This is a genomic window from Paraburkholderia sp. UYCP14C (assembly GCF_004197395.1).
Taxonomy (GTDB): domain Bacteria; phylum Pseudomonadota; class Gammaproteobacteria; order Burkholderiales; family Burkholderiaceae; genus Paraburkholderia.
The window spans coordinates 238,363-262,289 of sequence record NZ_SELS01000004.1 but is presented as its reverse complement, the minus strand read 5'-3'; the positions used below and the strand labels follow the sequence as shown (position 1 = coordinate 262,289).

Sequence of the window (23,927 nt, the reverse complement as noted above, 5' to 3'; positions counted from 1 at the left end):
GGCGCCCGGGCCTCGTGCGCTGATCGGCTGAATCGGCTAGCTGGCGGCGCGGCGCGTGACGCTTGGAACCGCTAGCTTAAGCATCCTCGCAGACTCAGTCCAGCACGGGCAGCGCGCGCGGACGGCGGTCGCTGTCGGTGGCGACGTAGGTGAGGATCGCTTCGGTGACTTTGACGACTTCCTGCGCGAGGCTCATCCGCTGCGCGTAGACCTCGACCGACACCGTCACCGACGTATTGCCGGTCTTCACGATATCCGCGTAAAAGCTCAGCAGATCGCCGACGAACACCGGCTGCTTGAACAGGAACGAATTGACCGCGATCGTCGCGACGCGGCCGTTCGCGCGACGGCTTGCCGGAATCGAGCCGGCGATGTCGACCTGCGCCATGATCCAGCCGCCGAACACGTCGCCGTGAATGTTCGCGTCCGAGGGCTGCGGCATCACGCGCAGCGCGCAAGGCTTGGACGGCAGTTGAAGAAGATCGGTCATCGGGACATCCTTGGGAAACGTGTTCGCGCACGCTGGCGCGCATTGACGTATTGGCTCGACCGGCTCGAGCGCGGGCGCGGGTGGGCGATAAAGGCACCGCGATGGTGCCGCGAACGCGTCACGCGGGCGGCGGTCCGCAAAGCCCATGCAAAGCGCCGCCAGCCGGCTTCTGCGACAATACAAAGATCAGGAATTGTACGGGAAAGCGCCCAGCGAAGCGCGCGAACCACGCGCCGCTGCGAACTCCGGCAGTTCCATACTCTCCCCACGATTTATGCGCCGCGCCCCTTCGTCCGAACCCTCGCCGATTTCCACCGCACCCCGCAACGACTGGCAGACGATCCTGTCGCTGCTGCCGTACCTTGCCACCTACAAATGGCGAGTCGGCTTCGCGCTCAGTTGCCTGATCGGCGCGAAGGTCGCCAACCTCGGCGTGCCGATCGTGATGAAGCGCATCGTCGACAGTCTCGCGTCGGTCCAGCATCTGACCGCGCTCGGCCGCGCCCATGACGCGCCCGGCATCGTGCTGCTCGGCGGCGTCGGCTTGCTGGTGGTCGCGTATGCGGTGGTGAGGCTGTCCACGTCGTTCTTCACCGAGCTGCGCGAGATCCTGTTCTCGAAGGTGACCGAAAGCGCGGTGCGTCAGCTCGCGCTGAAGGTGTTCCGCCATCTGCACGGGCTGTCGCTGCGCTTTCATCTGGAGCGGCAGACGGGCGGCATGTCGCGCGATATCGAACGCGGCACGCGCGGCATCACGCAGCTGATTTCCTATTCGCTGTACAGCATCCTGCCGACACTCGTCGAAGTCGGTCTCGTGCTCGGCTTTTTCGTCGTCAAGTACGAGGCCTATTACGCGATCGTCACGTTCATCGCGCTCGCGGTGTACATCGCGTTCACGGTGAAGGTCACCGAGTGGCGCACGCACTTTCGCCGCACGATGAACGAGCTCGATTCGAAGGCGAATTCGCGCGCGATCGACTCGCTGCTCAACTACGAGACCGTCAAGTACTTCGGCAACGAGGAGTGGGAAGCGAGCCGTTACGACGAGAACCTGAAGCGCTATCGCGCGGCGGCGATCAAGTCGCAGCGCTCGCTGTCGGCGCTGAACTTCGGGCAGCAGGCGATCATCGGCACGGGGCTCGTGTTCATCCTGTGGCGCGCGACCCAGGGCGTGATGGCGGGGCGCCTGACGCTCGGCGACCTGGTGCTGATCAACACGTTCATGCTGCAGCTGTATATCCCGCTGAATTTTCTCGGGGTGGTGTATCGCGAGCTGAAGCAGAGCCTGACCGACATGGACCGCATGTTCTCGCTGCTCGGCGCGCCGCAGGAAGTGCCCGACGCGCCGAATGCGACCGCCTTGCAGGTCACCGGCGCACAGGTGCGCTTCGACGACGTGAGCTTTGCTTACGAGGCTTCACGCCAGATTCTGCACGACGTGAGCTTCACGATCGCGGCCGGCACCACGACGGCGGTGGTCGGCCACAGCGGCTCGGGCAAGTCGACGCTCGCGCGGCTGCTGTTCCGCTTCTACGATCTCGACCGCGCGACGGGCGGCGCGATCCGTATCGACGGACAGGATATTCGCGACGTCACGCAGGATTCGCTGCGCGCGTCGATCGGCATCGTGCCGCAGGACACCGTGCTGTTCAACGACTCGATCTATTACAACATCGCGTACGGCCGGCCGTCGGCGACGCGCGACGAAGTGATCGCGGCGGCGCGCGCCGCGCATATCCACGAGTTCATCGAGAGTCTGCCGAAGGGCTACGACACGCCGGTCGGCGAGCGCGGGCTCAAGCTCTCGGGCGGCGAAAAGCAGCGCGTCGCGATCGCGCGGACCATCCTGAAGAATCCGCCGATCCTGCTGTTCGACGAAGCGACGTCCGCGCTCGATTCCCGCTCCGAGCGCGCGATCCAGCACGAGCTCGATCAGATCGCGCGCGAACGCACGACGCTGATCATCGCGCACCGGCTATCGACGGTCGTGCACGCACAGCAGATCATCGTGATGGACAAGGGGCGCATCGTCGAACGCGGTACGCACGCCGAGCTGTTGCGCGCGAACGGCCTGTTCGCGCAGATGTGGGCGTTGCAGCAGCGCGCCGCGCAGACCACCGATGCGGTGGAAAGGGCGGAAGCAGTGGGTGCCGGCGAGAGCGCGGCGAAGTAGCGGGCCAGCCGCCGGGTGAAGCTGCGCGCGGCGCAAGACGGCTCCCGCCGCTTCAGTCCCGCCGCGGCGCGCGATCGACTCAGCGCGCCCGCAACAGCCGATCGAGCGCTTCCAGCTGCGCCCGCGTGCCGACGTTCTCCCACAAGCCTTCATACACCTCGCCGCTCGCGAGCCCGCGCGCGATCGTCTCGCGGTAGTACGGGCTCAGCGCGCGCCGCGTGCCGCGCGGCAGATCGCGGAACATCCTCGTGTCGTACAGCCCGAAACTGCCGAACGTGAGGCGCGGCTGCGTGTCGAGCGACAGCACGCCGTCGACGAGGCCAAAGTCGCCGTTCGGGTGAAACGGCGGGTTCGGCACCATCACCAGATGCATGCCGGGCTCGGGCAGCGCTTGCAGCGTGCCGGCATGCGCGTGCAGCGCGGCGTAGTCGTAGTCGGTGTAGACGTCGCCGGCCACCGCGACGAACACGTGATCCGCGCCGTCGTCGCTCAGTAGCGGCAGCGCCTGCGCGATCCCGCCCGCAGTCTCCAGCGCCTCGTGCTCGGGCGAGTAGCGCAGCTCGACCTGCCAGCGCGAACCGTCGCCGAGCGCGGCTTCGAGCTGCGCGCCGAGCCACGCATGATTGATCACGATGCTACGGATGCCGGCCCGCGCGAGCCGTTCGATCTGCCACACGATCAGCGGCTTGCCGCCCACTTCGAGCAAGGGCTTCGGGCAGGCGTCGGTCAACGGACGCATGCGCTCGCCGCGGCCCGCGGCGAAAATCATCGCTTTCTTCACGGACATCGTCATCGGTCAGAAGGTGTAGCCGATTTCCTGCGCGCGGCCTTCGAGGTCGTCGAGCAGTTTCGCGAATGCGCGCAGCGGCGCGTAACGCTCGGCCACCTTGCGTGCATAGCCGATGAAGCGCGGCAGGTCGTTCATGTAGTGGGTCTTGCCGTCGCGGTAGTTGATGCGGCAGAACAGGCCGAGCACCTTGATGTGCCGCTGCAGCCCCATCCATTCGAGCTGGCGGTAGAACTCGCCGAAATCGGCATCGACCGGCAGGCCGGCTTTTTTCGCGCGCTCCCAGTAGTACACGAAGCAGTCGAGCTCGAACTCCTCGTCCCAGCTGAGGAACGCGTCGCGCAGCAGCGACACCACGTCGTACGTGATCGGCCCGTACACCGCGTCCTGGAAGTCGAGCACGCCGGGGTTCGGCTCGGCGATCATCAGATTGCGCGGCATGAAATCGCGCAGCATGAAGCTTTGCGGCTGCGCTCGCGCGCTCGCGATCAGCAGCGCGAACGTGCGATCGAGCAGGGCGCGCGTAGCGGCATCGACCTCGCGGCCCAGATGGCGGCCGATGAACCACTCGGGCATCAGCTCCATTTCGCGATGCAGGAAGGCTTCGTCGAACGGCGGCAGCACGTCTTCGCGCGAGCTGAGTTGCCAGCGGATCAGCGCGTCGAGCGCGTCGCGCATCAGCGTGCGAGCCGCGCGGGTGTCGCCCGCGGCCTGCGCGTCGGTCAGCGCGCCGAGGTACGACGCGGTGCCGAGATCGGTGACGAGCATGAAGCCCGCGTCGAAGTCGACCTCGAGCACGCGCGGCACGTGCACGCCGGCGGCTTCGAGCAATTGCGCGATCTGCGCGAATTCGCGGCATTTTTCGGGCGGCGGCGCGTCGACGGCGATCAGCGTGGCCGCGCCGTCGCCTTGCGGCGCCTTACCGGCGAGCCGGAAATAGCGGCGGAAACTGGCGTCGGACGAGGCCGCAACGAGGGTGTCGGGCTCAAGCGCATGGCGCGCCGCGTGGCCTTGTAGCCAAGCTTTGAGCAGGGAGAGACGGGTGTCGGTGAAATCTTGGGTGGAAGGCAGCGTCATGAAAAGCGGCGGCAAATTCTTGGGGGCAACGTCTTGCCATATAATACCCCACGACTTTTTTGACGCGACTCACACGCCAGCTTTCGCGTGCTCCGTTTTACCGCCCGCCTTATCATTCGGCAAATTGGGAATCCAGACGTGCAGCCGACTCTCACGGTCGCGGTGTGCAGGCGGTGGATCGTGACGACGAAAGCGTGCGCACGGGTCGACTCGCCAAACGATACATGCCGCCCAGACAGCTTTCCGATACCACTCCTTCCTGTGCTGTAGTGCCGCGCAAAAGGCGGCTCGTCGCGGCGTTGATCGCCGCTCCGGGCCTGATGCCCGCGCTTGCGCACGCCCAGTTGGTGGGGGAAGCTGCGCAACCGCAACCGATCGATCCGCCGTGGGGCATGCAGCTTGCGCCGCAGCTCCAGGATCATCCGTTGCAAACGGGCCAGCGGCCGGCCACCTTCGTGCTCGGCGACCACGCGAGCGGCACGATCGACCAGGATCTCGCCGCCAAGGGCTCCGCGGAAGTGCGCCACAACACGGCCGTGATCAAGGCCGATGCGCTGCACTACGACCAGGACACGGACATGGCCGATGCGTACGGCAATGTCCACGTGATCAATACCGGCAATACCTTCATCGGACCCGAAGCGCACCTGCGTGTCGATTCGACCGAAGGCTTCATGACCGCGCCGAAGTACCACTTCACGCTCACGGGCGGCTCGGGCAGCGCGCAGCGCGTCGACCTGCTCGACGCCGAGCGCTCGGTGTTCACGAAGGGCACCTACACGGCGTGCGCATGCACGGACAACCCGGCCTGGTACATCAAGGGTAGCGAGTTCGATTTCGACACCGGCGCCGACGAAGGCGTCGCCTACAACAGCGTGCTGTTCTTCCAGGGCGTGCCGGTGTTCGCGTCGCCATGGCTGTCGTTCCCGCTGTCGGGCGACCGGCGCAGCGGCCTGTTGCCGCCCACGTTCTCGCTGAGCTCGACGAACGGTCTCGAGCTGTCGGTGCCGTATTACTTCAACATCGCGCCGAATCGCGATCTGACGCTCACGCCGCGTCTGATCTCGAAGCGCGGTGTGCAGCTGCAGAGCACGTTCCGCTATCTGTCGCCGACGTATTCCGGTTCGATCACCGGCGAATTCCTGCCGGACGATCATCTGACGCATACGAATCGCTACGCGATTTATATGCAGCACAACCAGAACTTCGGCGACGGCTTCGGCGGCTACATTTATTACAACCGGGTGTCGGACAACACGTACCCGGAAGACCTGTCGTCGTCGGTCAACCAGTTCATGAACGGCACCCAGCTCCTGTATCAGCAGGAAGCCGGGTTGACCTACAACAACGGACCGTGGTCCGTGCTCGCGCGCGAGCAGCACTGGCAGACGCTGCAGCCGTCGGTCGCGCCGTACGGCCGCGAGCCGCAGTTGAACGTGAAGTACGCGAAGTACAACATCGGCGGCTTCGACTTCGGCGCCGAAGCCGACTATACGGATTTCCGCATCACCACCGCGGACCTGACCGAAGGCCAGCGGGTGCTGTTCAACCCGTACCTGTCGTATTCGGTGGTGGGGCCGGGCTACTTCGTCACGCCGAAGGTGCAGTGGCACTTCGCGTCGTACAACCTGAACAACATCGGCACCGACCTGAACGGCGTGCCGAACCCGCAGAAGAATTTCACCGAGTCGATCCCGACCTTCACGTTCGACACGGGGCTGATATTCGAGCGCTCGGTGCGCGTGTTCGGCGAGGATTACATCCAGACGCTGGAGCCGAGGCTGTACTACGTGTACACGCCGTACCGCAACCAGAACAACGCGCCGCTGTTCGATACCGCGGATTCCGACTTCGGGCTCGCGGAAATCTACACGCCGAACACGTTCGTCGGCAACGACCGGATCGCCGACGCGAACCGCATAACCGCGGGCCTCACCACGCGCTTCATCAACCCGGCCACCGGCGACGAACGCGCGCGCTTCGTGATCGCGCAGCAGTACTTTTTCCAGGATCAGCGTGTCACGCTGCAGCCCACGCAAACGAGCGCGCAGGCCACGCACTCGGACCTGATCGTGGGGGCGGCGGTCAAGCTGGGCGCTGGTTTCGCCTCGGAAACCGCGTTCCAATATAATGCGGACAATAACCAGCTCACGAAGACGAGTGTCGGCTTCGGGTTCAGTCCGGAGAGCGGCAAGGTCGTCAACGTCGCGTACCGCTATACGCGCGCCAACACCACGCTCGACAACCAGCCGATCAATCAGGTAGTGATTTCGGGCCAATGGCCGCTGTCGCACCGGATGTTCGGTGTCGGCCGGTTCAACTACGACCTGGATGGCCACCGCATCGTCGACGGCCTGGTCGGCCTGCAATACGACGCGGATTGCTGGACGCTCGGCGCCGGCATCCAGCGCTATGCGAACGGCGTGAACTCGTCGGGGCAGAATCAGTCGAGCACGCGGTTTCTGGCGCAGTTGACGTTCAAGGGGCTGTCGAGCGTCGACAACGGACTGATGGCCGCGTTCCGCAGCAGTGTGCCCGGCTACACGCCGTTGCCGCCGCCGCCGCCGCCGGAGTCGCGGTTCACCAACTACGAATGACGGTCGCCCGGTCATTCATGGCTTGCGAAAAGACGGGCGAAGCGCCCGACATCATTGGAGTATCTGTGGCAATCATGAAACAGCTTCGCTTGGCAATACTCGCGGCGGGTCTCGTCGCCGCGGCGTCCTTTGTTCCAGTCGCTTCGGTGCAGGCGCAGGCATTGGGCGGCAATAACGGCCAGACGGTCGACACGATCGCCGCGGTGGTCAACAACGGTGTCATCACGCAGCGCGAACTCGACCAGCGGGCCGCCCTGATCGCGCACCGCCTGAACCAGCAGAACGCCCCGGTGCCGCCGATGGAGCAGCTGCGCCAGCAGGTGCTCACGCAGATGGTGCTCGAACGCATCCAGCTGCAGAAGGCCAAGGAAGACGGCATCACCATCGACGACGCAGCCGTGCAGCGCACGCTCGAGCGTCTCGCGCAGGCGAACAACATGTCGCTCGAAATGTATCGCGCGCGCATCGAGGCACAAGGCGTGCCCTGGACCACCTTCATGAACGACGCGCGCACGGAGCTGACGCTGTCGCGTCTGCGCGAGAAGGAAGTGGACAGCAAGATCACGGTGACGGACGCCGAGGTCGCAAACTACATCGCCAGCCAGCGCGGGCCGGGCGTCGGCCAGACGAACGATCTGCACCTTCAGCACATTTTCGTGAAGGCGCCGCTGAACGCGCCGGAGACCGACATCGAGGCGGCGCAGAAGAAGGCCGAGGGGCTGCTTGCCGAAGCGAAGGGCGGCGCGAATTTCGAAAAGCTCGCGAAAGCCAATTCGCAGGCGCCGGACGCGTCGAAGAACGGCGGCGATCTCGGCTTCCTCCCACCGTCGAAGCTGCCGCCCGAGTTCGTGAAGGCCGCGTCGACACTGCGTCCGGGTGAAGTCAGTCCGGATCTGATCCGCACCAACGACGGCTTCGAAATCGTGCTTCTGGTCGAGCGCCGCGCCGGTCAGGGCACCAGCGCGGACGCGCCGAAGCTCGTGCAGACGCACGTGCGCCATATTCTGCTGCGTGTCGGCGACGGTCTGTCCGAACCGCAGGCACGCCAGAAGCTGCTCGACATTCGCAGCCAGATCGCCGCGGGCGGCGACTTCGCGAAGTTCGCTCGCACCTACTCGCAGGACGGCTCGTCGTCGCAAGGCGGCGACCTCGGCTGGATCAGCCCGGGCGAGACGGTTCCCGAGTTCGAGCGCGCGATGAACTCGCTGCAGGACGGCCAGATCAGCGATCCGGTGCGCAGCGAATACGGCTACCACCTGATCCAGGTGCTCGGCCGCCGCGACGCGGAGGGCTCGATTGCCCAGCAGATGGATCTCGCGCGTCAGGCCATCGGCCAGCGCAAGGCGGAACAGGCTTACGCCGACTGGCTGCGCGAGCTGCGCGACACCGCGTACGTCGACGTGAAGCCGACCACGGCGAGCCTGCAGTAACGGAGCCCATGCCATGACGAGCGCTGCCCAGCCCACTCACCGCCCGCTGCAGATCGCGATCACGACCGGCGAGCCCGCCGGCGTCGGTCCCGAGCTGACCGCGCAGGCGCTGGCTGGCGCCGCGGCGCACTGGCCCCACGCGCAGTTCAGCGTGCTCGGCGATGGGCAGCTGCTCGCTGAGCGGGCCCGCGCGGTCGGCGTCGATTGGGCCGCGTTGCTCGCGCAGGGTCCGCGCGTGCGGCTCGAGCATCACTCGCTTGGCGCACCCGTGCGGGCAGGCAAGCTCGACGCCGCGAACGGCCGCTATGTGCTCGATCTGCTCGATGCGGCGATCGACGGTGCGGTGGCCGGCAGGTTCGACGCGATCGTCACCGCGCCGCTGCAAAAAAGCACGATCAACGACGCCGGTGTGCCGTTCACCGGCCACACCGAATATCTGGCCGAGCGCACCCATACGCCGCGGGTCGTGATGATGCTCGCGGGCACCGGCAAGCGGCCGCTGCGCGTGGCGCTGGCGACCACGCATCTGCCGTTGAAGGACGTGCCGGCGGCCTTGACGATCGAAAGCCTCGTCGCGACGCTGCGCATCATCGATCACGACCTGCGCCATCACTTCGGTTTGCCCGCGCCGCGCATCCTCGTGACGGGGCTCAATCCGCACGCGGGCGAAAACGGCTATCTGGGCCACGAGGAAATCGACGTGATCACGCCGGCGTTGCAGCGGGTGAACGGCGAGGGCATCGACGCGCGCGGTCCGTATCCGGCCGACACGCTGTTCCAGCCGCGTTATCTCGACGAAGCCGACTGCGTGCTCGCGATGTTCCACGACCAGGGCCTGCCGGTGCTGAAATTCGCGACGTTCGGCGAAGGGATCAACGTCACGCTCGGCCTGCCGATCATCCGCACCTCGGTCGATCACGGCACCGCGCTCGATCTGGCCGGTACCGGCCGCGCCGACGCGGGCAGCCTGATGGCCGCGATCGACACGGCGGTGTCGATGGCGCAACATCGTCACGCGGGCTGAAGCGCGGGCGACGTGAGCGGTTGCGGTGCGCGTGACGCACCGTGTGGCGTCGTATTTCCATCGTGACGTCTTTCATTCTCAAGCAGTTTTCTTTCTAGCGTTTCTCCGATGTCCACCAGCAGACAGCAAGGCCGGCACCAGGGCCATCTCGCGCGCAAGCGTTTCGGTCAGAACTTTCTGGTCGACATGGGCGTGATCGATTCGATCGTCGACGTGATCCGGCCGCAGCGCGGCGAGCGCATGGTCGAGATCGGTCCGGGCCTCGGCGCGCTGACCGAACCGCTGATCGAGCGGCTCGCGACGCCCGAGGTGCCGCTGCACGCGGTCGAACTCGACCGCGATCTGATCGGCCGTCTGAAGACGAAGTTCGGCGACCTGCTCGAACTGCACGCGGGCGACGCCCTCGAGTTCGACTTCGGCTCGCTCGCGGCACCTGGCGAGAAGGCGTCGCTGCGCATCGTCGGCAATCTGCCGTACAACATTTCGAGCCCGCTGCTGTTTCATCTGGCGACCTTCGCGGATCGCGTGATCGATCAGCACTTCATGCTGCAGAACGAGGTGGTCGAGCGGATGGTCGCGGAACCGGGCACGAAGGCGTTCAGTCGCCTGTCGGTGATGCTGCAATACCGCTACGTGATCGACAAGCAGCTCGACGTGCCGCCCGAGTCATTCCAGCCGCCGCCGAAGGTCGATTCGGCGATCGTGCGGATGATCCCGTACGAGCTGCACGAACTGCCGGTGGTCGACGAAAAGGTGCTTGGCGAGGTGGTGACGGCCGCGTTTTCGCAGCGTCGCAAGATGTTGCGCAATACGCTTTCGGCGTTTCGCGATACGGTCGATTTCGACGCGCTCGGCTTCGATCTGCAACGCCGCGCGGAAGACGTGCCGGTTGCCGAATACGTGAGCGTGGCGCAGGCGGTCGCGGCACGCTCGTCCGCCGCGCCGGAATAATCGCGACGCTCGATGCTCGACTTCGGCCGGGCGCCGCCGTCTAGCCGCTTATCGTTTCGCCGGCGCGTTGACGAGCGCGATGCCGGTCAGCACCAGCAGCGCGGCGATCAGAAAGCGCGCGCTGAACGACTCGCCGAGCAGCAACACGCCGAAGGTGACGCCGAATAGCGGCGTCAGAAACGAAAACACCGACAGCCGCGAAGCGACGTAACGCGTCAACAGCCAGAACCACAACAGATAGCTGACAAACGCGACGATCACGGCCTGATAGGCGAGGCTCGCGAGCGCGAGCGGCGTCACGCTTTCCACCCGCACCTCGCCGAGCCCGAGCGCCAGCGCGAGCAGCACCACCGCCGACACCGTCAGCTGATAGAACAGCGTCTTGCTCGCGCTCGTCTGCGCGAGCCGCGACCCGCGCACGACCACCGTGGTCGCAGCCCATGCAATGCCGGCGAGCACGCCGAGCGCATCGCCGGCGGCGCCCGCGAGCGTCGAGCCGTGGGCTGCGCCGGCAGCCGCGACGACGCCCGTGTGCAGGAAGCCGTCAGCAAACGCGAGCGCCATCCCCGCGAACGCGACGCCGATGCCGAGCCACTGGATGCGCCGCATGCGTTCGCCATCGACGAACCAGTGCAGACCGAGCGCCGTGAAACACGGCGCCGTGTACAGAAACACCGCCATGCGCGATGCGCTCGTCAACGTCAGGCCGAAAAAGATGCAGACGAACTCGGCCGCGAACAGCACGCCGGCGAGCAGGCCCGCGCCGAGCGTGCCGTCGTCGCGAAAGAGCGGCGTGCCGCGCGAGCGCGCCCATGCCCATACGAGCACCGCCGCGATCGTCGAGCGCAGCCCCGCCTGAAAGACCGGCGGCACCGTCGCATTGGTGGTCTTGATCGCGACCTGCTGCAGTCCCCAGATTGCGCACAGGCCGATCATCAACAGAATCGCGAAGCTATCGGGGGCGCGGCGCGCGTGCAGGGCGGTGGTCGTGCTCATGGGTGATGTTGTGGGGAGGTGGAGCGCACGGCGAGTAGCCGGCGCTGATTGATAGCGTCGGCGCAAGGCAGACACGAGTCAGGTGCACATGCAATCGACCGCAATCCCGGCGGTCACGATCGATAACGGCGTGACTCGTGCCCGTCACCGGACGTCAGTCGACGCGTCACTTCTTCTGTATCAGCTCGATCTTGTACCCGTCAGGATCGGCGACGAAGGCGATGACAGTCGTGCCGTGTTTCATGGGTCCCGCTTCGCGCGTGACGATACCGCCGCGTTTCTTCACTTCTTCGCACGCCGCATAGGCGTCGTCGACCTCGAGGGCAATGTGGCCGTATCCGGTTCCGAGGTCGTACTTGATCGTGTCCCAGTTGTAAGTCAGTTCGATCGCCGCGCCTTCGGATTCGTCCTCGTAACCGACGAATGCGAGAGTGAACTTCCCGTCCGGGAAGTCGCTCTTTCGAAGCAGGCGCATGCCGAGAACCTCGGTATAGAAACGGATCGAGGCGTCCAGGTCACCGACTCGAAGCATGGTATGCAAGATTCGCATGAGTAATCCTTTGATAGTTGTCGATCAATGCATCGACCTGCGGCAATTGTAAATGATTGCCTTATAGCTTGAGCGCCAAGCCGCGCGGGCCAGCGGGCCCGCCACGGACGCGATGCGCCTCGTGGAGATGGCGCGTTCGCGCGACATCGCGGAAAGCCGACACGCACGAGATGCCGGCGCCACGCCGGCATCAGCACTGTCATTCGAGCGCATCTATTTGAACAAAAAAGCGTGGGCAATCAGGGTTTGTGTCCAGTTGCCGGTTTGATATTAGTGCCCAACACTCAGCATCAATCCGGTTTGCCAGATAGCAGTCTGATATACCGGACATTCGATGCGTGACCCGGCGAATTTTCGAGCGTGCCGAAAGGCGCTGAAGCCGATTCGTCCGCTCCGGAACACACTTCTCCGCTTAGGACTCTGCCCCATGAAGCTTGCCAAACGAGGCGCCAAAGCCGCCCTTCTGTTCGCTGTCGCTGGATTGCTCGCCATCACTGGCTGCACCAAGGTTCCCACGCCGGGGCAGGGCGCAGCGGCATCGCCGTCGACGCTTCAGGCCGTGATGCAGCGAGGCACGCTGCGCGTCGGCGACTGCCTCACGTTCGCGCCGTTCGGGTTCTATAACAAGGACGGCCAACCGGACGGCTACGACGTGGACCTCGCGAAGGAGCTCGCGAAGCAGATGGGCGTGAAGCTCGAGGTCGTGAATACGACGAGCGCGAACCGGATTCCGAATCTGCAGACCAGCAAAGTGGACGTCGTGTTCTGCAACTTCACGCGCAATCTGGAGCGCGCGAAGGTGATCGAATTCACGAGCCCCTACGTGGTTGCCAGCGAAGCACTGCTGGTCAGAAAAAACAGCGGCATTCAGTCGATCAAGGACATGGGCGGTCGCACGATTGCTACGGTGAAGGGCTCGACCAATGGCGACGAGGTTCGCTCGCTGAATATCCCGATCAAGATCCAGGAATACGACAGCTCGCAGGCCGCGATTCTTGCCGTCAAGCAGGGACAGGCCGACGCGATGATCGAGGACAACAACTTTCTCGCGTATCAGGCCAAGCTCGATCCTGAACTTGCGGTCACGAACGAAGCACTGGTCCCGCTCGAATACAACGCGTTCGGCGTCAAGGCCGGTGATCAGGAATGGCTCAACTATCTGAATCTGTTCCTCTTCAACATCAACGCGTCGAAGCTCAACGCGCAGCTCTACAACAAGTGGTTCGGCACCGATCCGCACTTCCCGCTCAATCCGCAGTTTTGAGGGGCAGGATATGCCGATCTCTGACGAAACCCGAACGGTGGGGAGTATGCGATGAGTTACGAGTGGCTGACTTTGTGGGGCTATGTGCCCGAGTTTTTAAGCGCGAGCTGGCTGACGTTGCAGGTGACCGTGCTGGCGTTCGTGTTGGCGGTGCTCCTTGGTCTGTTGACCGCGCTCGCCAGCGCTTCTCCGCTCGCGCCGCTTCGGTGGATCGCCCGTGGCTACGTTGAAATCGTCCGCAACACGCCGGTTCTCTTGCAGATTTTCATCGTGTTCTTCGGCCTGCCGTCGGCGGGTATCTCGCTCGACGCCTACTGGGCGGGCGTCATCGCGCTCGGCCTCAACGTCGGTGCTTATCTGTCGGAGGTGTTCCGCGCCGGCATCCAGTCGGTGCCGCGCGGTCAACTCGAGGCGGCCGGCATTCTCGGTCTCGAACGCGCGCAGGTCTTCGTCGAGGTCGTGCTGCCGCAGGCGACGCGCGCGGTCTATCCGGCCATCGTCAACTATCTGATCCAGTTGCTGCTCGGTACGTCGTTGCTGTCCGCGATTGCATTGCCGGAGTTGACCGGCACGGCAACCGTGATCAACTCGCGGACGCTTCTCTACTTGCAGACTTTCAGCGTGACGCTCGTCGCTTATCTCGTGCTCAGTAACGTACTGTCCTGGCTCGCGGGCCAGCTTGGAGCGCGACTCTTTCATCCTCCCCTCGTCATGCCGGCGCGCAACGGTCTCGGCAGAGGCTTTATGCGCCGGACGAAGCGGGCCTGAGTCCCGGATTGGAGTTGGATCATGTCAGTCGAATTGCTGAAAACCAGTCTCTCGATCCTGCTGCAGGGTCTGGTGACGACGCTGTTGCTGTCCGTTGCGGCCATCGTGGGCAGCACGCTGATCGGCCTTTTCGCCGCGGTGCTGCGCTCGTTCGGACCATGGGGCACGCCCCGTGTTGCCAAGCTCTATACGGAGCTGTTTCGCGGCACACCCGTGCTGATCACGCTGATGTTCATCTATTTCGGGGTCTCGTACTTCGGTTATGCGATCGATGTATTCGCAGCCGGCGTCATCGGCTTGAGCGTGTACCAGGGCGCCTACATCGCCGAAATCTTCCGCTCGGGGATCGAGTCGGTACCCAAGGGTCAGTGGGAGGTATCGCAGATCCTCGGCCTCACGCGGGCTCAGGCGTTCTCGTTCGTCGTGCTGCCTCAGACGGGAAAGATCGTGCTGCCGCCTCTCGTCGGTCAGTATCTGTCGCTCATCAAGGACACGTCGATCGTCAGCATGATAGGGATGTCCGAGTTGATGCACGGTGGCCAGGCCATCGTCGACCGGATCGGAAAGCCCGTGGAAATCTACGGACTCGTCGCACTCATTTACTTCGCCGTGTGCTTCCCGCTCTCGCAATGGGTACGCCACCATGACCGCAGGAGATTGTCGTGAGTAATCACAGCCAACCCAGACCCATCATTTCACTGGCGGGCGTCAGTAAGGCATTCGGTACGACCCGGGTGTTGAACGAAATCAATCTCGAGGTCCGCTCGGGTGAAGTGCTCGTGCTCATCGGGGCGTCCGGCTCGGGCAAGAGCACCGTGTTGCGAATTATGGCGGGACTGGAGACGACGGATTCCGGCGAGGTGTGGGTCAACGAGGTGCCCTTGCATGACCCGCGTCGAGCGCGAGAGATTCGCGGCCACGTCGGCATGGTTTTCCAGCAGTTCAATCTGTTTCCGCACAAGACCGCGCTTGGCAATGTCACGCTCGCGCTGATCAAGGCGCGGCGCATGAGTCCTGCCGACGCGCGCAAGCGCGCCATGGAAACGCTCGATCGCGTCGGGCTCGCGGACCGCGCTGAACATTATCCAAGCCAGCTGTCGGGTGGTCAGCAGCAGCGTGTGGCGATTGCGCGAGCGCTCGCGGTCGAGCCCGGCATCATGTTCTTCGACGAGGCGACCTCCGCACTGGATCCGGAACTGGTCGGCGAGGTCACCGAGGTGATGCGCGGACTCGCGCGCGACGGCATGACGATGGTCGTCGTCACGCATGAAATGGGCTTTGCCCGGAAGACCGCCGACCGCGTCGTGTTCATGGACAAGGGTGTCATCGCCGAGCAGGGCGATCCTGAACAGATCTTCGTCAATCCCGCGAACGAACGTACCCGGCAGTTTCTGCATCGAGTTCTCGACCATTGACGCATCGCGGCCTGAAAGTCGCTTGCGCCGGTCTGCCGCGCGATAAACTCAGGCCGCTTGAAAACCAACCGATCGGATCAACGCTTTACGGAGTGAACGCATGGCTGTTACAGAATCGTCACGGGCGAGAGGCGTGGACCGCGTCGTCGCAATTTTGCGGCAATTGCATGTCGCCCAACGCCCGCTGACGATGCGCGAGTTGATCGAGGCAACCGGCGCACCGCGTTCGAGCATTTACGAGCTGGTCGCGATTCTCGCGGAGGTGGGCTGGCTCGAGATGGCCGCGGATGGGAGCGTGTTCTTCGGGCGCGAGATGCACTACTACGGGTCGGACTATGCAACGCACAACGATCTGATTAGCCGCGCGCATCAGTCCATTCTGGCATTGGTGAGGAAGTACGACGAGACCACGCAGCTGTGTATGCTGGAAGGCAACAAGTACACGGTTGTGTTGTCGGAGAACAGCGCGCGGCCATTCAACATCAGTTCGGACATCGGCGTGAGAGTGCCGATTCCGTGGACCGCCACGGGACGTCTGCTGTTGGGTCACCTGAACGCCGACGAGATTCGCGCGCTCATTCCGGCCGAAGATTTCATCCTCGACAACGGGGTGAGCATCGAATTCGATGAATTCCTGAAGGACGTGCAGGCCGCAAAAGAACGGGGCTACTGCTGCACCGAGGGCCTCTCGAATGCGTTCAGACTTTGCATGGCGGCGCCGATTCGCGATCGTGCGGGTCTGCCGATTGCAGCGCTGTGTTTCATGACCGGCCGCGATACGAGCCCGGACAGGCGCGGCGTGATGCTCGACGATCTGTTGCAGTCCGCGAAGGCGCTTTCGCATAGATAGCGCCCGGCCTCAAAGCGTCGGCAACAACTCCGGCGGATGCGACTTCAGTGTCTGCCGCGCCTCGCGGAACTCCGGAAAAATCGATTCGACCGTTTGCCAGAAGCGCGGACTGTGATTCATCTCGCGCAGATGCGACAGCTCGTGCGCGACGACGTAATCGATGATCGACAGCGGAAAATGAATCAGCCGCCAGTTCAGGCGGATCTTGCCGTCGCTCGAACAACTGCCCCAACGCGTCGCCGCCGACGACAACGCATACGCGCGATAGTTGACGCCCAGCTTTTCTGCGTAAATCGCCAGACGCTCGCCGAACAGCCGCTTCGCCTCGCCTTGCAGCCAGCCCTGCACGCGATCCTTGATCTGCTGCGGATCGGCCTGCGCCGGTAGCGGCAATTGCAGCACCGCATGCTCGGCGCTGAACGCGAGCATGCCGCGCGGCGCGCCGAGCGTCACCCGCACCGGCTGACCGAGGTAGGGCACTTCGGCGCCGTCTTTCCAGTCGATCTTCGGCAATGCGCGCTGCTCGACGCGCGTTTGCCATTCGATCAGCTTCGTAAAAATCCAGCGTTGTTTTTCGGTGATCGCGGTCTCAATATCGGCAAGCGTGACCCAGCGCGGCGCGGTGATCGTGAGACCGGTGCTGTCGATCGCAAAGCCGATCGAGCGGCGCGCGGAACGCTTGAGCGCGTAGTGCAGCGTACGCGATCCGATCGCGAGGCTGCGCAGCTTGCTGCCGTCCGGCGCGAGCGGCACGGCCGGCGACATGACTGGCGCCGAGTCGGACGCGCCGGGCGCGGAAGGTGAAGGAGACGACGACGTCGACCCCGGCTCGGCGAAGAGCGGGAGATCGAGCTGCCGGTTTTCGAGCGCCGCGGCGGGTTGCGGCGTGGGAGACTTCTGCATCGGCTTCGCTTCGCGCAATACGCCTTCGGACTTCGAGGGCGTGGCGCGTCAGATGGGAGCGGCGGCGGAACCGTTAGCCGCCGCGCTATAGGCAGTCGGATCGATGCGGCGCATTTCGGCTTCGATCCACTGTTCGACGCGCGTGTTCACTTCGTCGGGCGTGAGCCCCGTCGTTTCGATCGGCTTGCCGATCGACACCGTGACTATACCCGGATATTTCGTAAACGAGTTGCGCGGCCACACGCGGCCCGCGTTGTGCGCGATCGGCACGACGGGCGCGCCGGTCGCGATCGCGAAGCGCGCGCCGCCGGTCTTGTACTTGCCCTGCTTGCCGGTCGGCGTGCGCGTGCCTTCCGGAAACATGATGACCCATGCGCCTTCGGCCATGCGCGCCTTGCCCTGATTGATGACCGACTCGAACGCGTATTTGCCTTCCTTGCGGTTGATGTGAACCATCTTCAGCATGCCGAGCGCCCAGCCGAAGAACGGCACGTACAAAAGCTCACGCTTGAACACGTAGCACAGCGGGCGCGGCATGAGCGCCGGAAACGCGAGCGTCTCCCACGCCGACTGATGCTTCGACAGCAGCACGGCCGGCCCGTTGGGCAGATTCTCGAAACCTTCGATGCGATAGCGGATGCCGTTCAGGTAGCGCACCGTCCACAGCGTCAGACGACACCAGCCGGCCGCCATCCAGTAGCGGTTTTCCGCCCGCATGAACGGAAACGCGATGAAGCACGCGGTTGCGTACGGCACCGTGACCACAACGAAATAAATCAGCAGCAGCAGGGAACGGATAAAGCGCATCGGTGTGGTCGGTGAGGGTTGGGAGCGCGCGGTGTGCGCTTACTCCTGAGCGTCGGCGAGAAAGTCGAGCGCGAACGCGCGCAGGTCGTCGTGCACGATCGTGCCTTCGGGCAGGCCGCCCGCGGCGAGGGTCTTGCGGCCCTTGCCGGTCAGCACGAGGTGGGTCGGATGCCCGAGCGCCGCGCCCGCTTGCAGATCGCGCAGCGAATCGCCGACCGTCGGCGTATGCGCCGGATCGATCTCGAACCGCTCGGCGATCATTTTCAGCATGCCGGGCTTCGGCTTGCGGCATTCGCAGTGATCTTCCGCCGTGTGCGGGCAGAAAAACACCGCTTCGATGCGCGCGCCGACCGCTGCCGCCATCCGGTGCATCTTCAGATGCATCGCGTTCAACGCGTCCATGTCGAACAGACCGCGGCCGATGCCCGACTGGTTCGTCGCGATCGCGACGCGATAGCCCGCCTGGTTCAGGCGCGCGATCGCTTCCAGCGCGCCGGGCAGCGCAACCCATTCGTCCGGCGACTTGATGAACGCGTCGGAGTCGACGTTGATCACGCCGTCGCGGTCGAGGATCACCACTTTCTTCATCGGCATGGCGGGGTGCTCAGGCGGCGAGTCGGGAAATATCGGCGACGCAGTTCATCTGCTGATGCAGCGCGCCGAGCAGAGCCAGACGATTGGCGCGCAACGCCGGGTCTTCCGCGTTGACCATCACGTCGTTGAAGAACATGTCGACCGGCTCGCGCAGCGCGGCCAGTGCAGTGAGCGCACCGGTGTAGTCGCGCACGGCCAGTTGCGATTGCACGCGCGGGGTCACCTGTTCGAGCTGCGCGTTGAGCGCCTTCTCCGCTGCTTCGGTGAGCAGCGCGGGCTGCACGCCGCCGTTCGTCACCCCTTCCGACTTCTTCAGGATGTTCGAAATACGCTTGTTGGCCGCCGCGAGCGACGCCGCTTCGGCGAGCGACGCGAATTCGCGCACCGCGTCGAGGCGCGCGACGATGTCGTCGAGCCGCGTCGGGTTCAGCGCGAGCACCGCATCGATTTCGCCGGCCGCATAGCCACGTTCGCGCAGCAGGCCGCGCAGGCGGTCCATGCTGAACTCGTAGATCGCGGCGGTCGAATCGGCGACGTTCGGCATGCCGGCGAATTGCGCATAAGCGACGCGCAGCAGCTCGACGAAGTCGACGTTCAGCTGCTTCTCGATCAGGATGCGCAGCACCCCGAGCGCATGACGGCGCAACGCGAACGGGTCTTTCTCGCCGGTGGGTTGCAGGCCAATGCCCCAGATGCCGACCAGCGTTTCGAGCTTGTCCGCGAGCGCGACGACGGTGCCGGTCGCGGTGGTGGGCAACGCGTCGCCCGAGAAGCGCGGCTGGTAGTGCTCGGAGCACGCGAGCGCGACTTCTTCCTGCTCGCCGTCGTGGCGCGCGTAGTACGTGCCCATCGTGCCTTGCAGCTCGGGGAATTCGCCGACCATGTCGGTGATCAGGTCGGCCTTCGCGAGACGCGCGGCGCGCGTCGCGCGCGCGACGTCGGCGCCGGTCAGTGCGGCGATCGCGCCGGCCAGTCCTTCGAGCCGCTCGACGCGTTGCAGCGCCGAGCCGAGCTTGTTGTGATAGACGACGTTCGCGAGCAGCGGCACGCGATCCGCGAGCGGCTTCTTCTTGTCCTGCGTGAAGAAGAACTTCGCGTCGGCGAGACGCGGACGCACCACGCGCTCATTGCCTTCGACGATCTCGACCGGCGTTGCCGTCTCGATGTTCGACACGATCAGGAAGCGCGAGCGCAGCTTGCCGTTCGCATCGGTCAGCGCGAAGTACTTCTGGTTGGTCTGCATCGTCAGGATCAGACATTCCTGCGGCACCTGCAGGAACTCGTCCTCGAAGCGGCACTCATAGACGACCGGCCATTCGACCAGCGACGTCACTTCGTCGAGCAGCGCTTCGGGCATCACGACCTTGTCTTCACCGGCGTGCGCAAGCAGTTGCGAGCGGATCGCTTCCTTGCGTTTCGCGAAGCTCGCGATCACGCGGCCCCGGTGTTCGAGCGTTTCGGCGTACGACTGCGCGTGCTGGATCTGCACGAAGCCTTCGGACAGGAAGCGGTGGCCGAGCGTGGTGTCGTCGGCGTCGATGCCGAGCGTGCTGACCGGCACGATCTCTTCGCCGTGCAGCGCGGTCAGACGATGCACCGGGCGCACGAACTGCACGGTCGAGCCGTCGGGGCGCTGATAGGTCATCGGCTTCGCGACCGGCAGCTTGGCGAGCGTTTCGTCGAGCGCGCCCTGCAGGCCGTCGGCGAGCGTCGCGCCCGGCGCCGCGTAGCGCAGGAAGAACGCTTCGGCTTTACCGTCCTGCGCGCGTTCGAGGTCGTTCACCGTGAAGTCGGGGAAGCCGAGCGCGGCGAGCTTTTTCGCGAGCGGTGCGGTGGGCTGGCCGTCTTTATCGAGCGCGACGGAAACCGGCAGCACTTTTTCGCGCACGTGTTTTTCCGGCGCGACCGCGCGCACGTTGTGAATCGTCACCGCGAGGCGGCGCGGCGTGGCGAAGCGTTCGAACGACGGCTCGCCATCGATCAGGTCGCGCGCGGCGAGGCGCTGCGCAATGCCTTCGGCGAAGGCGTCGCCGAGACGGGCGAGCGTCTTGGGCGGCAGTTCTTCGGTCAGCAGCTCGACGAGCAGGGTAGCGTGTTGAGATTGAGTCATTGGTTGAAGTTCTCGTCAGTCCTGGTCGATCTTGCGTTCGACTTTCAGCGGCGGCGCCCACGCGGGCATCGCGGCTTCCTGCTCGTCGGTGGTGAGGCCGGGCACACCGTGCACCGGATTGCCGAGCATCGGGAAGCCGAGCTTTTCGCGCGATTCGTAGTAGGCCTGCGCGACCAGACGCGACAGCGCGCGAATCCGGCCGATATACGCCGCGCGTTCCGTGACCGAGATCGCGCCGCGCGCGTCGAGCAGGTTGAACGTGTGGCCGGCCTTCAGCACGAGTTCATAGGCGGGCAGCGCGATCTGCGCGTCGATCATGCGCTTCGCTTCCGCTTCGTAGCTGTTGAAGAACGTGAACAGCAGATCGACGTTCGCGTGCTCGAAGTTGTAGGTGGACTGCTCAACCTCGTTCTGGTGATACACGTCGCCGTAAGTCAGGCGGCGCAGTTCGGGGCCGTTCGGGCCTTGCTCTTCCCACTCGGTCCAGACGAGGTCGTAGACATTCTCGACCTTCTGCAGATACATCGCGAGGCGCTCGAGACCGTAGGTGATTTCGCCGAGCACCGGCTTGCAGTCCAGACCGCCGACCTGCTGGAAGTACGTGAACTGCGTCACTTCCATGCCGTTCAGCCACACTTCCCAGCCCAGACCCCACGCGCCGAGCGTCGGATTTTCCCAGTCGTCCTCGACGAAACGCACGTCGTTCTGCTTCAGGTCGAAGCCGAGGGCTTCGAGCGAGCCGAGGTACAGGTCGAGGATGTTTTCCGGCGCGGGCTTGAGCACCACCTGGTACTGGTAGTAATGCTGCAGACGGTTCGGGTTCTCGCCGTAGCGGCCGTCTTTCGGGCGGCGCGACGGTTGCACGTAGGCGGCGCGCCACGGCTCGGGGCCGATCGCGCGCAGAAACGTATGGACGTGAGACGTGCCCGCGCCGACTTCCATGTCGATCGGCTGGAGCAACGCGCAGCCCTGCTTGTCCCAGTAGGACTGCAAGGTCAGGATGATTTGCTGAAACGTGAGCATGAAGTGCCTTTCGGGCATGAGGCCGTGCCGCTTGCGCCGAAGCGCGCGAGGGGGCCGTGGAGCGAAGTGCTAAACCGGAGATTTTAACGGAAAGGAAAGGGGGGCGGCCCGTTTTGCGGGGTCGGGCGGGCCGCGATGCGGTTTTTGGGCGATGGGCGGCGCGAGAAGGCCCACGAAGGGCCCGTCGAGGCCGGCGCGACGCCAGCGCGGCATCGGCGCAACGCCGGCGATGCCACGCTGGTTCGCACGCGGCGACTCAGCTCGCCGCCAGCTCCGCCTTCGGCGAGAACGAATCGCTTTGCGCGATCGGCCAGTACTTCTCGAACAGCGTATAGCGATATCTGCCGTCGAGCAGATCGTTCGGTTCGAGATACTTGAGCAGGTCCGACATCAGCCGCACCTCATGCGACGACACGCGCCGCACGATGTGATGCGCGCGCAGCTCCGCCGGATGCCGCAGCCCGGCGGCCTGGATGATTTCCTGCAACGCGTGCAGCGTGTTGTGGTGGAAATTGAACACGCGATCGGCCTTGTCCGGCACGACGAGCGCGCGCTGGCGCACCGGGTCCTGGGTCGCGACGCCGGTCGGACAGCGGCCGGTGTGGCAAGTTTGGGCCTGGATGCAGCCGACCGCGAACATGAAGCCGCGCGCCGCGTTGACCCAGTCCGCGCCGATCGCAAGCGTCTTCGCGATATCGAACGCGGTGATCATCTTGCCGCTCGCGCCGATGCGGATGCGCTGCCGCAGACCGATGCCGACCAGCGTGTTGTGCACGAACAGCAGCCCTTCCTGCAACGGCACGCCGACGTGATCGGTGAATTCGAGCGGCGCCGCGCCGGTGCCGCCTTCGGCGCCGTCGACGACGATGAAGTCCGGCAGGATGCCCGTTTCCAGCATCGCTTTCGCGATCCCGAAGAATTCCCACGGATGCCCGATGCACAGCTTGAAGCCGGTCGGCTTGCCGCCCGACAGCGTGCGCAGCCGCTCGACGAATTCGAGCAGCTCGCGCGGCGTCGAGAACTCGGAGTGCGTGGCGGGCGAGATGCAGTCGCGGCCCATCGGCACGCCGCGCGTCTCGGCGATTTCGGGCGTGATCTTCGCGGCCGGCAGCACGCCGCCGTGACCGGGCTTCGCGCCTTGCGACAGTTTCACCTCGATCATCTTCACCTGAGGTTCCGCGGCCTGTTTGGCGAACTTCTCGGCATTGAAGGTGCCGTCGTCGTTACGGCATCCAAAGTAACCGGAGGCGATTTCCCAGATGATGTCGCCGCCATGCTCGCGATGATATTTCGACATCGAGCCTTCGCCGGTGTCGTGCGCGAAGTTGCCTTTTTTCGCGCCGAGGTTCAGCGCCATGATCGCGTTGGCCGATAGCGAGCCGAAGCTCATCGCCGACACGTTGAAGATCGACATCGAATACGGCTGCGCGCGATCGGGTCCGACGACGATGCGAAAGTCGTGACCGTCGAGCGAGGTCGGCGCGAGCGAGTGGCTGATCCATTCGTGCGCGACCGCCTTCACGTCGATCCGTGTGCCGTATGGGCGGCTGTCGACATCGTTCTTCGCGCGCTGGTAGACGATGCTGCGTTGCGCGCGCGAGAACGGCTTTTCGTCGGTATCGTCCTCGACGAAATACTGACGGATCTCCGGGCGGATGAATTCGAAAATGAAACGCAGGTGGCCCCACAGCGGGTAATTGCGCAGGATCGCGTGGCGCTGTTGCGTCAGGTCGAACACGCCGAGCGCGACGAGCGCGGCCGGCACGAAGAGCCAGAACCACGACAGGCGATGCGTCGCGGCGAGCGCGGCACACACCACGGCGAGCGCGATTGCGCACCACATGGCCAGATAGCGTCGAGAAAACATGGGGACTCCAGGGCAGTGAAGATCGTTGCGGCGGGATCGTCCGCGCGAGGCGCGCGGACGGTATCCGTTGCGAAGGAAAACTGGCGGCTGCGGGTGACGGCGAGGCGAGGACCGGAGAAGTCCGGAGATGAGGCGTGCGAATGAAAGCCAAGCGTCGCACGCAAAGGTGAAGCGTGTGTGACTGCGCGGGGCGGGGGAGCGGGATGAACGGCGAGGCTGAACGGCGCGCGCGTGTCGGAGTGGTGCGACCC

Annotated in this window: 21 protein-coding genes; 10 read left to right on the top strand and 11 right to left on the bottom strand. The window is 64.7% G+C overall.

Going from position 1 to position 23,927, the window contains the following annotated elements; genetic code table 11:
• Positions 1-94 precede the first annotated feature (94 nt).
• A complete protein-coding gene (locus EVC45_RS05615) occupies positions 95-490 on the bottom strand; it encodes an acyl-CoA thioesterase (protein ID WP_062123956.1) in 396 nt (131 codons plus the stop codon).
• 274 nt (positions 491-764) lie between these two features.
• On the opposite strand from EVC45_RS05615, the gene EVC45_RS05610 reads away from it, so the two are divergent.
• The gene (locus EVC45_RS05610; protein ID WP_129957038.1) at positions 765-2,663 is read left to right on the top strand and encodes an ABC transporter ATP-binding protein/permease; all 1,899 of its coding nucleotides are present in this window, start codon (positions 765-767) and stop codon (positions 2,661-2,663) included.
• Between the two features lie 79 nt (positions 2,664-2,742).
• Here EVC45_RS05610 and murU read toward each other — a convergent pair whose 3' ends face one another.
• Positions 2,743-3,456 carry an N-acetylmuramate alpha-1-phosphate uridylyltransferase MurU gene (murU, locus tag EVC45_RS05605; protein ID WP_129957037.1) on the bottom strand — a complete coding sequence of 238 codons (714 nt, stop codon included), beginning with the start codon at positions 3,454-3,456 and terminating at the stop codon, positions 2,743-2,745.
• 3 nt (positions 3,457-3,459) lie between these two features.
• Positions 3,460-4,527, bottom strand: a complete 1,068-nt coding sequence (locus EVC45_RS05600; RefSeq protein ID WP_129957036.1) for an aminoglycoside phosphotransferase family protein — start codon at positions 4,525-4,527, stop codon at positions 3,460-3,462.
• Between the two features lie 224 nt (positions 4,528-4,751).
• Here EVC45_RS05600 and EVC45_RS05595 point away from each other — a divergent pair, with 224 nt between their 5' ends.
• From EVC45_RS05595 to rsmA, 4 genes are all read left to right on the top strand, one after another.
• Positions 4,752-7,124, top strand: coding sequence for an LPS-assembly protein LptD (locus tag EVC45_RS05595; protein ID WP_129957035.1), 2,373 nt, complete (start codon positions 4,752-4,754; stop codon positions 7,122-7,124).
• Positions 7,125-7,189: 65 nt separating this feature from the next.
• The gene (locus tag EVC45_RS05590) at positions 7,190-8,554 is read left to right on the top strand and encodes a peptidylprolyl isomerase (protein WP_211193369.1); all 1,365 of its coding nucleotides are present in this window, start codon (positions 7,190-7,192) and stop codon (positions 8,552-8,554) included.
• 13 nt (positions 8,555-8,567) lie between these two features.
• A complete protein-coding gene (gene pdxA / locus EVC45_RS05585; RefSeq protein WP_129957033.1) occupies positions 8,568-9,578 on the top strand; it encodes a 4-hydroxythreonine-4-phosphate dehydrogenase PdxA in 1,011 nt (336 codons plus the stop codon).
• A 108-nt stretch (positions 9,579-9,686) separates the two neighbouring features.
• Positions 9,687-10,529: a 16S rRNA (adenine(1518)-N(6)/adenine(1519)-N(6))-dimethyltransferase RsmA gene (gene rsmA / locus EVC45_RS05580; RefSeq protein WP_129957032.1), complete on the top strand. Its 843-nt coding sequence runs from the start codon at positions 9,687-9,689 to the stop codon at positions 10,527-10,529.
• Positions 10,530-10,577: 48 nt separating this feature from the next.
• On the opposite strand, the gene EVC45_RS05575 is transcribed toward rsmA, so the two are convergent.
• Both EVC45_RS05575 and gloA read right to left on the bottom strand, forming a co-directional pair.
• The gene (locus tag EVC45_RS05575) at positions 10,578-11,525 is read right to left on the bottom strand and encodes a DMT family transporter (protein WP_129957031.1); all 948 of its coding nucleotides are present in this window, start codon (positions 11,523-11,525) and stop codon (positions 10,578-10,580) included.
• A gap of 166 nt (positions 11,526-11,691) precedes the next feature.
• Positions 11,692-12,075 (bottom strand): lactoylglutathione lyase, encoded by a 384-nt coding sequence (gene gloA, locus EVC45_RS05570; RefSeq protein ID WP_129957030.1) that lies wholly within the window; start codon positions 12,073-12,075, stop codon positions 11,692-11,694.
• 427 nt (positions 12,076-12,502) lie between these two features.
• Here gloA and EVC45_RS05565 point away from each other — a divergent pair, with 427 nt between their 5' ends.
• The 5 genes from EVC45_RS05565 to EVC45_RS05545 all read left to right on the top strand — a co-directional run bounded on the left by EVC45_RS05565 (position 12,503) and on the right by EVC45_RS05545 (position 16,372).
• A complete protein-coding gene (locus tag EVC45_RS05565; protein ID WP_129957029.1) occupies positions 12,503-13,339 on the top strand; it encodes a transporter substrate-binding domain-containing protein in 837 nt (278 codons plus the stop codon).
• Between the two features lie 51 nt (positions 13,340-13,390).
• Positions 13,391-14,107, top strand: a complete 717-nt coding sequence (locus tag EVC45_RS05560; protein WP_129957028.1) for an amino acid ABC transporter permease — start codon at positions 13,391-13,393, stop codon at positions 14,105-14,107.
• Between the two features lie 21 nt (positions 14,108-14,128).
• Positions 14,129-14,773, top strand: coding sequence for an amino acid ABC transporter permease (locus EVC45_RS05555; protein WP_129957027.1), 645 nt, complete (start codon positions 14,129-14,131; stop codon positions 14,771-14,773).
• A complete protein-coding gene (locus EVC45_RS05550) occupies positions 14,770-15,522 on the top strand; it encodes an amino acid ABC transporter ATP-binding protein (protein ID WP_129957026.1) in 753 nt (250 codons plus the stop codon). The genes EVC45_RS05555 and EVC45_RS05550 overlap by 4 nt, the downstream gene beginning before the upstream one ends.
• 100 nt (positions 15,523-15,622) lie before the next feature.
• On the top strand, positions 15,623-16,372 hold the full coding sequence (locus EVC45_RS05545) for an IclR family transcriptional regulator (protein WP_129957025.1): 750 nt from the start codon (positions 15,623-15,625) through the stop codon (positions 16,370-16,372).
• 9 nt (positions 16,373-16,381) lie between these two features.
• Here EVC45_RS05545 and EVC45_RS05540 read toward each other — a convergent pair whose 3' ends face one another.
• From EVC45_RS05540 to EVC45_RS05515, 6 genes are all read right to left on the bottom strand, one after another.
• Positions 16,382-17,275 (bottom strand): M48 family metallopeptidase, encoded by an 894-nt coding sequence (locus tag EVC45_RS05540; protein WP_129957024.1) that lies wholly within the window; start codon positions 17,273-17,275, stop codon positions 16,382-16,384.
• A gap of 48 nt (positions 17,276-17,323) precedes the next feature.
• Positions 17,324-18,082: a 1-acyl-sn-glycerol-3-phosphate acyltransferase gene (locus EVC45_RS05535; protein WP_129957023.1), complete on the bottom strand. Its 759-nt coding sequence runs from the start codon at positions 18,080-18,082 to the stop codon at positions 17,324-17,326.
• A gap of 39 nt (positions 18,083-18,121) precedes the next feature.
• Complete coding sequence (gene gmhB / locus EVC45_RS05530) at positions 18,122-18,676, bottom strand: D-glycero-beta-D-manno-heptose 1,7-bisphosphate 7-phosphatase (RefSeq protein ID WP_129957022.1); 555 nt, start codon at positions 18,674-18,676, stop codon at positions 18,122-18,124.
• Between the two features lie 10 nt (positions 18,677-18,686).
• Positions 18,687-20,786: a glycine--tRNA ligase subunit beta gene (glyS, locus tag EVC45_RS05525; RefSeq protein WP_129957021.1), complete on the bottom strand. Its 2,100-nt coding sequence runs from the start codon at positions 20,784-20,786 to the stop codon at positions 18,687-18,689.
• A gap of 15 nt (positions 20,787-20,801) precedes the next feature.
• Positions 20,802-21,809 (bottom strand): glycine--tRNA ligase subunit alpha, encoded by a 1,008-nt coding sequence (glyQ, locus tag EVC45_RS05520; protein WP_075643646.1) that lies wholly within the window; start codon positions 21,807-21,809, stop codon positions 20,802-20,804.
• Positions 21,810-22,065: 256 nt separating this feature from the next.
• Positions 22,066-23,676: an FMN-binding glutamate synthase family protein gene (locus tag EVC45_RS05515; protein ID WP_129957020.1), complete on the bottom strand. Its 1,611-nt coding sequence runs from the start codon at positions 23,674-23,676 to the stop codon at positions 22,066-22,068.
• Positions 23,677-23,927 lie beyond the last annotated feature (251 nt).

Coding starts and splice junctions, on each gene's coding strand:
- pdxA (WP_129957033.1), top strand. CDS start 8,568: ATGACGAGCGCTGCCCAGCCCACTCACCGCCCGCTGCAGATCGCGATC.
- EVC45_RS05595 (WP_129957035.1), top strand. CDS start 4,752: ATGCCGCCCAGACAGCTTTCCGATACCACTCCTTCCTGTGCTGTAGTG.
- EVC45_RS05600 (WP_129957036.1), bottom strand. CDS start 4,527: ATGACGCTGCCTTCCACCCAAGATTTCACCGACACCCGTCTCTCCCTG.
- EVC45_RS05615 (WP_062123956.1), bottom strand. CDS start 490: ATGACCGATCTTCTTCAACTGCCGTCCAAGCCTTGCGCGCTGCGCGTG.
- EVC45_RS05540 (WP_129957024.1), bottom strand. CDS start 17,275: ATGCAGAAGTCTCCCACGCCGCAACCCGCCGCGGCGCTCGAAAACCGG.
- EVC45_RS05545 (WP_129957025.1), top strand. CDS start 15,623: ATGGCTGTTACAGAATCGTCACGGGCGAGAGGCGTGGACCGCGTCGTC.
- EVC45_RS05610 (WP_129957038.1), top strand. CDS start 765: ATGCGCCGCGCCCCTTCGTCCGAACCCTCGCCGATTTCCACCGCACCC.
- EVC45_RS05575 (WP_129957031.1), bottom strand. CDS start 11,525: ATGAGCACGACCACCGCCCTGCACGCGCGCCGCGCCCCCGATAGCTTC.
- EVC45_RS05565 (WP_129957029.1), top strand. CDS start 12,503: ATGAAGCTTGCCAAACGAGGCGCCAAAGCCGCCCTTCTGTTCGCTGTC.
- rsmA (WP_129957032.1), top strand. CDS start 9,687: ATGTCCACCAGCAGACAGCAAGGCCGGCACCAGGGCCATCTCGCGCGC.
- EVC45_RS05535 (WP_129957023.1), bottom strand. CDS start 18,082: ATGCGCTTTATCCGTTCCCTGCTGCTGCTGATTTATTTCGTTGTGGTC.
- EVC45_RS05515 (WP_129957020.1), bottom strand. CDS start 23,676: ATGTTTTCTCGACGCTATCTGGCCATGTGGTGCGCAATCGCGCTCGCC.
- murU (WP_129957037.1), bottom strand. CDS start 3,456: ATGACGATGTCCGTGAAGAAAGCGATGATTTTCGCCGCGGGCCGCGGC.
- EVC45_RS05560 (WP_129957028.1), top strand. CDS start 13,391: ATGAGTTACGAGTGGCTGACTTTGTGGGGCTATGTGCCCGAGTTTTTA.
- gloA (WP_129957030.1), bottom strand. CDS start 12,075: ATGCGAATCTTGCATACCATGCTTCGAGTCGGTGACCTGGACGCCTCG.
- EVC45_RS05555 (WP_129957027.1), top strand. CDS start 14,129: ATGTCAGTCGAATTGCTGAAAACCAGTCTCTCGATCCTGCTGCAGGGT.
- glyS (WP_129957021.1), bottom strand. CDS start 20,786: ATGACTCAATCTCAACACGCTACCCTGCTCGTCGAGCTGCTGACCGAA.
- gmhB (WP_129957022.1), bottom strand. CDS start 18,676: ATGCCGATGAAGAAAGTGGTGATCCTCGACCGCGACGGCGTGATCAAC.
- glyQ (WP_075643646.1), bottom strand. CDS start 21,809: ATGCTCACGTTTCAGCAAATCATCCTGACCTTGCAGTCCTACTGGGAC.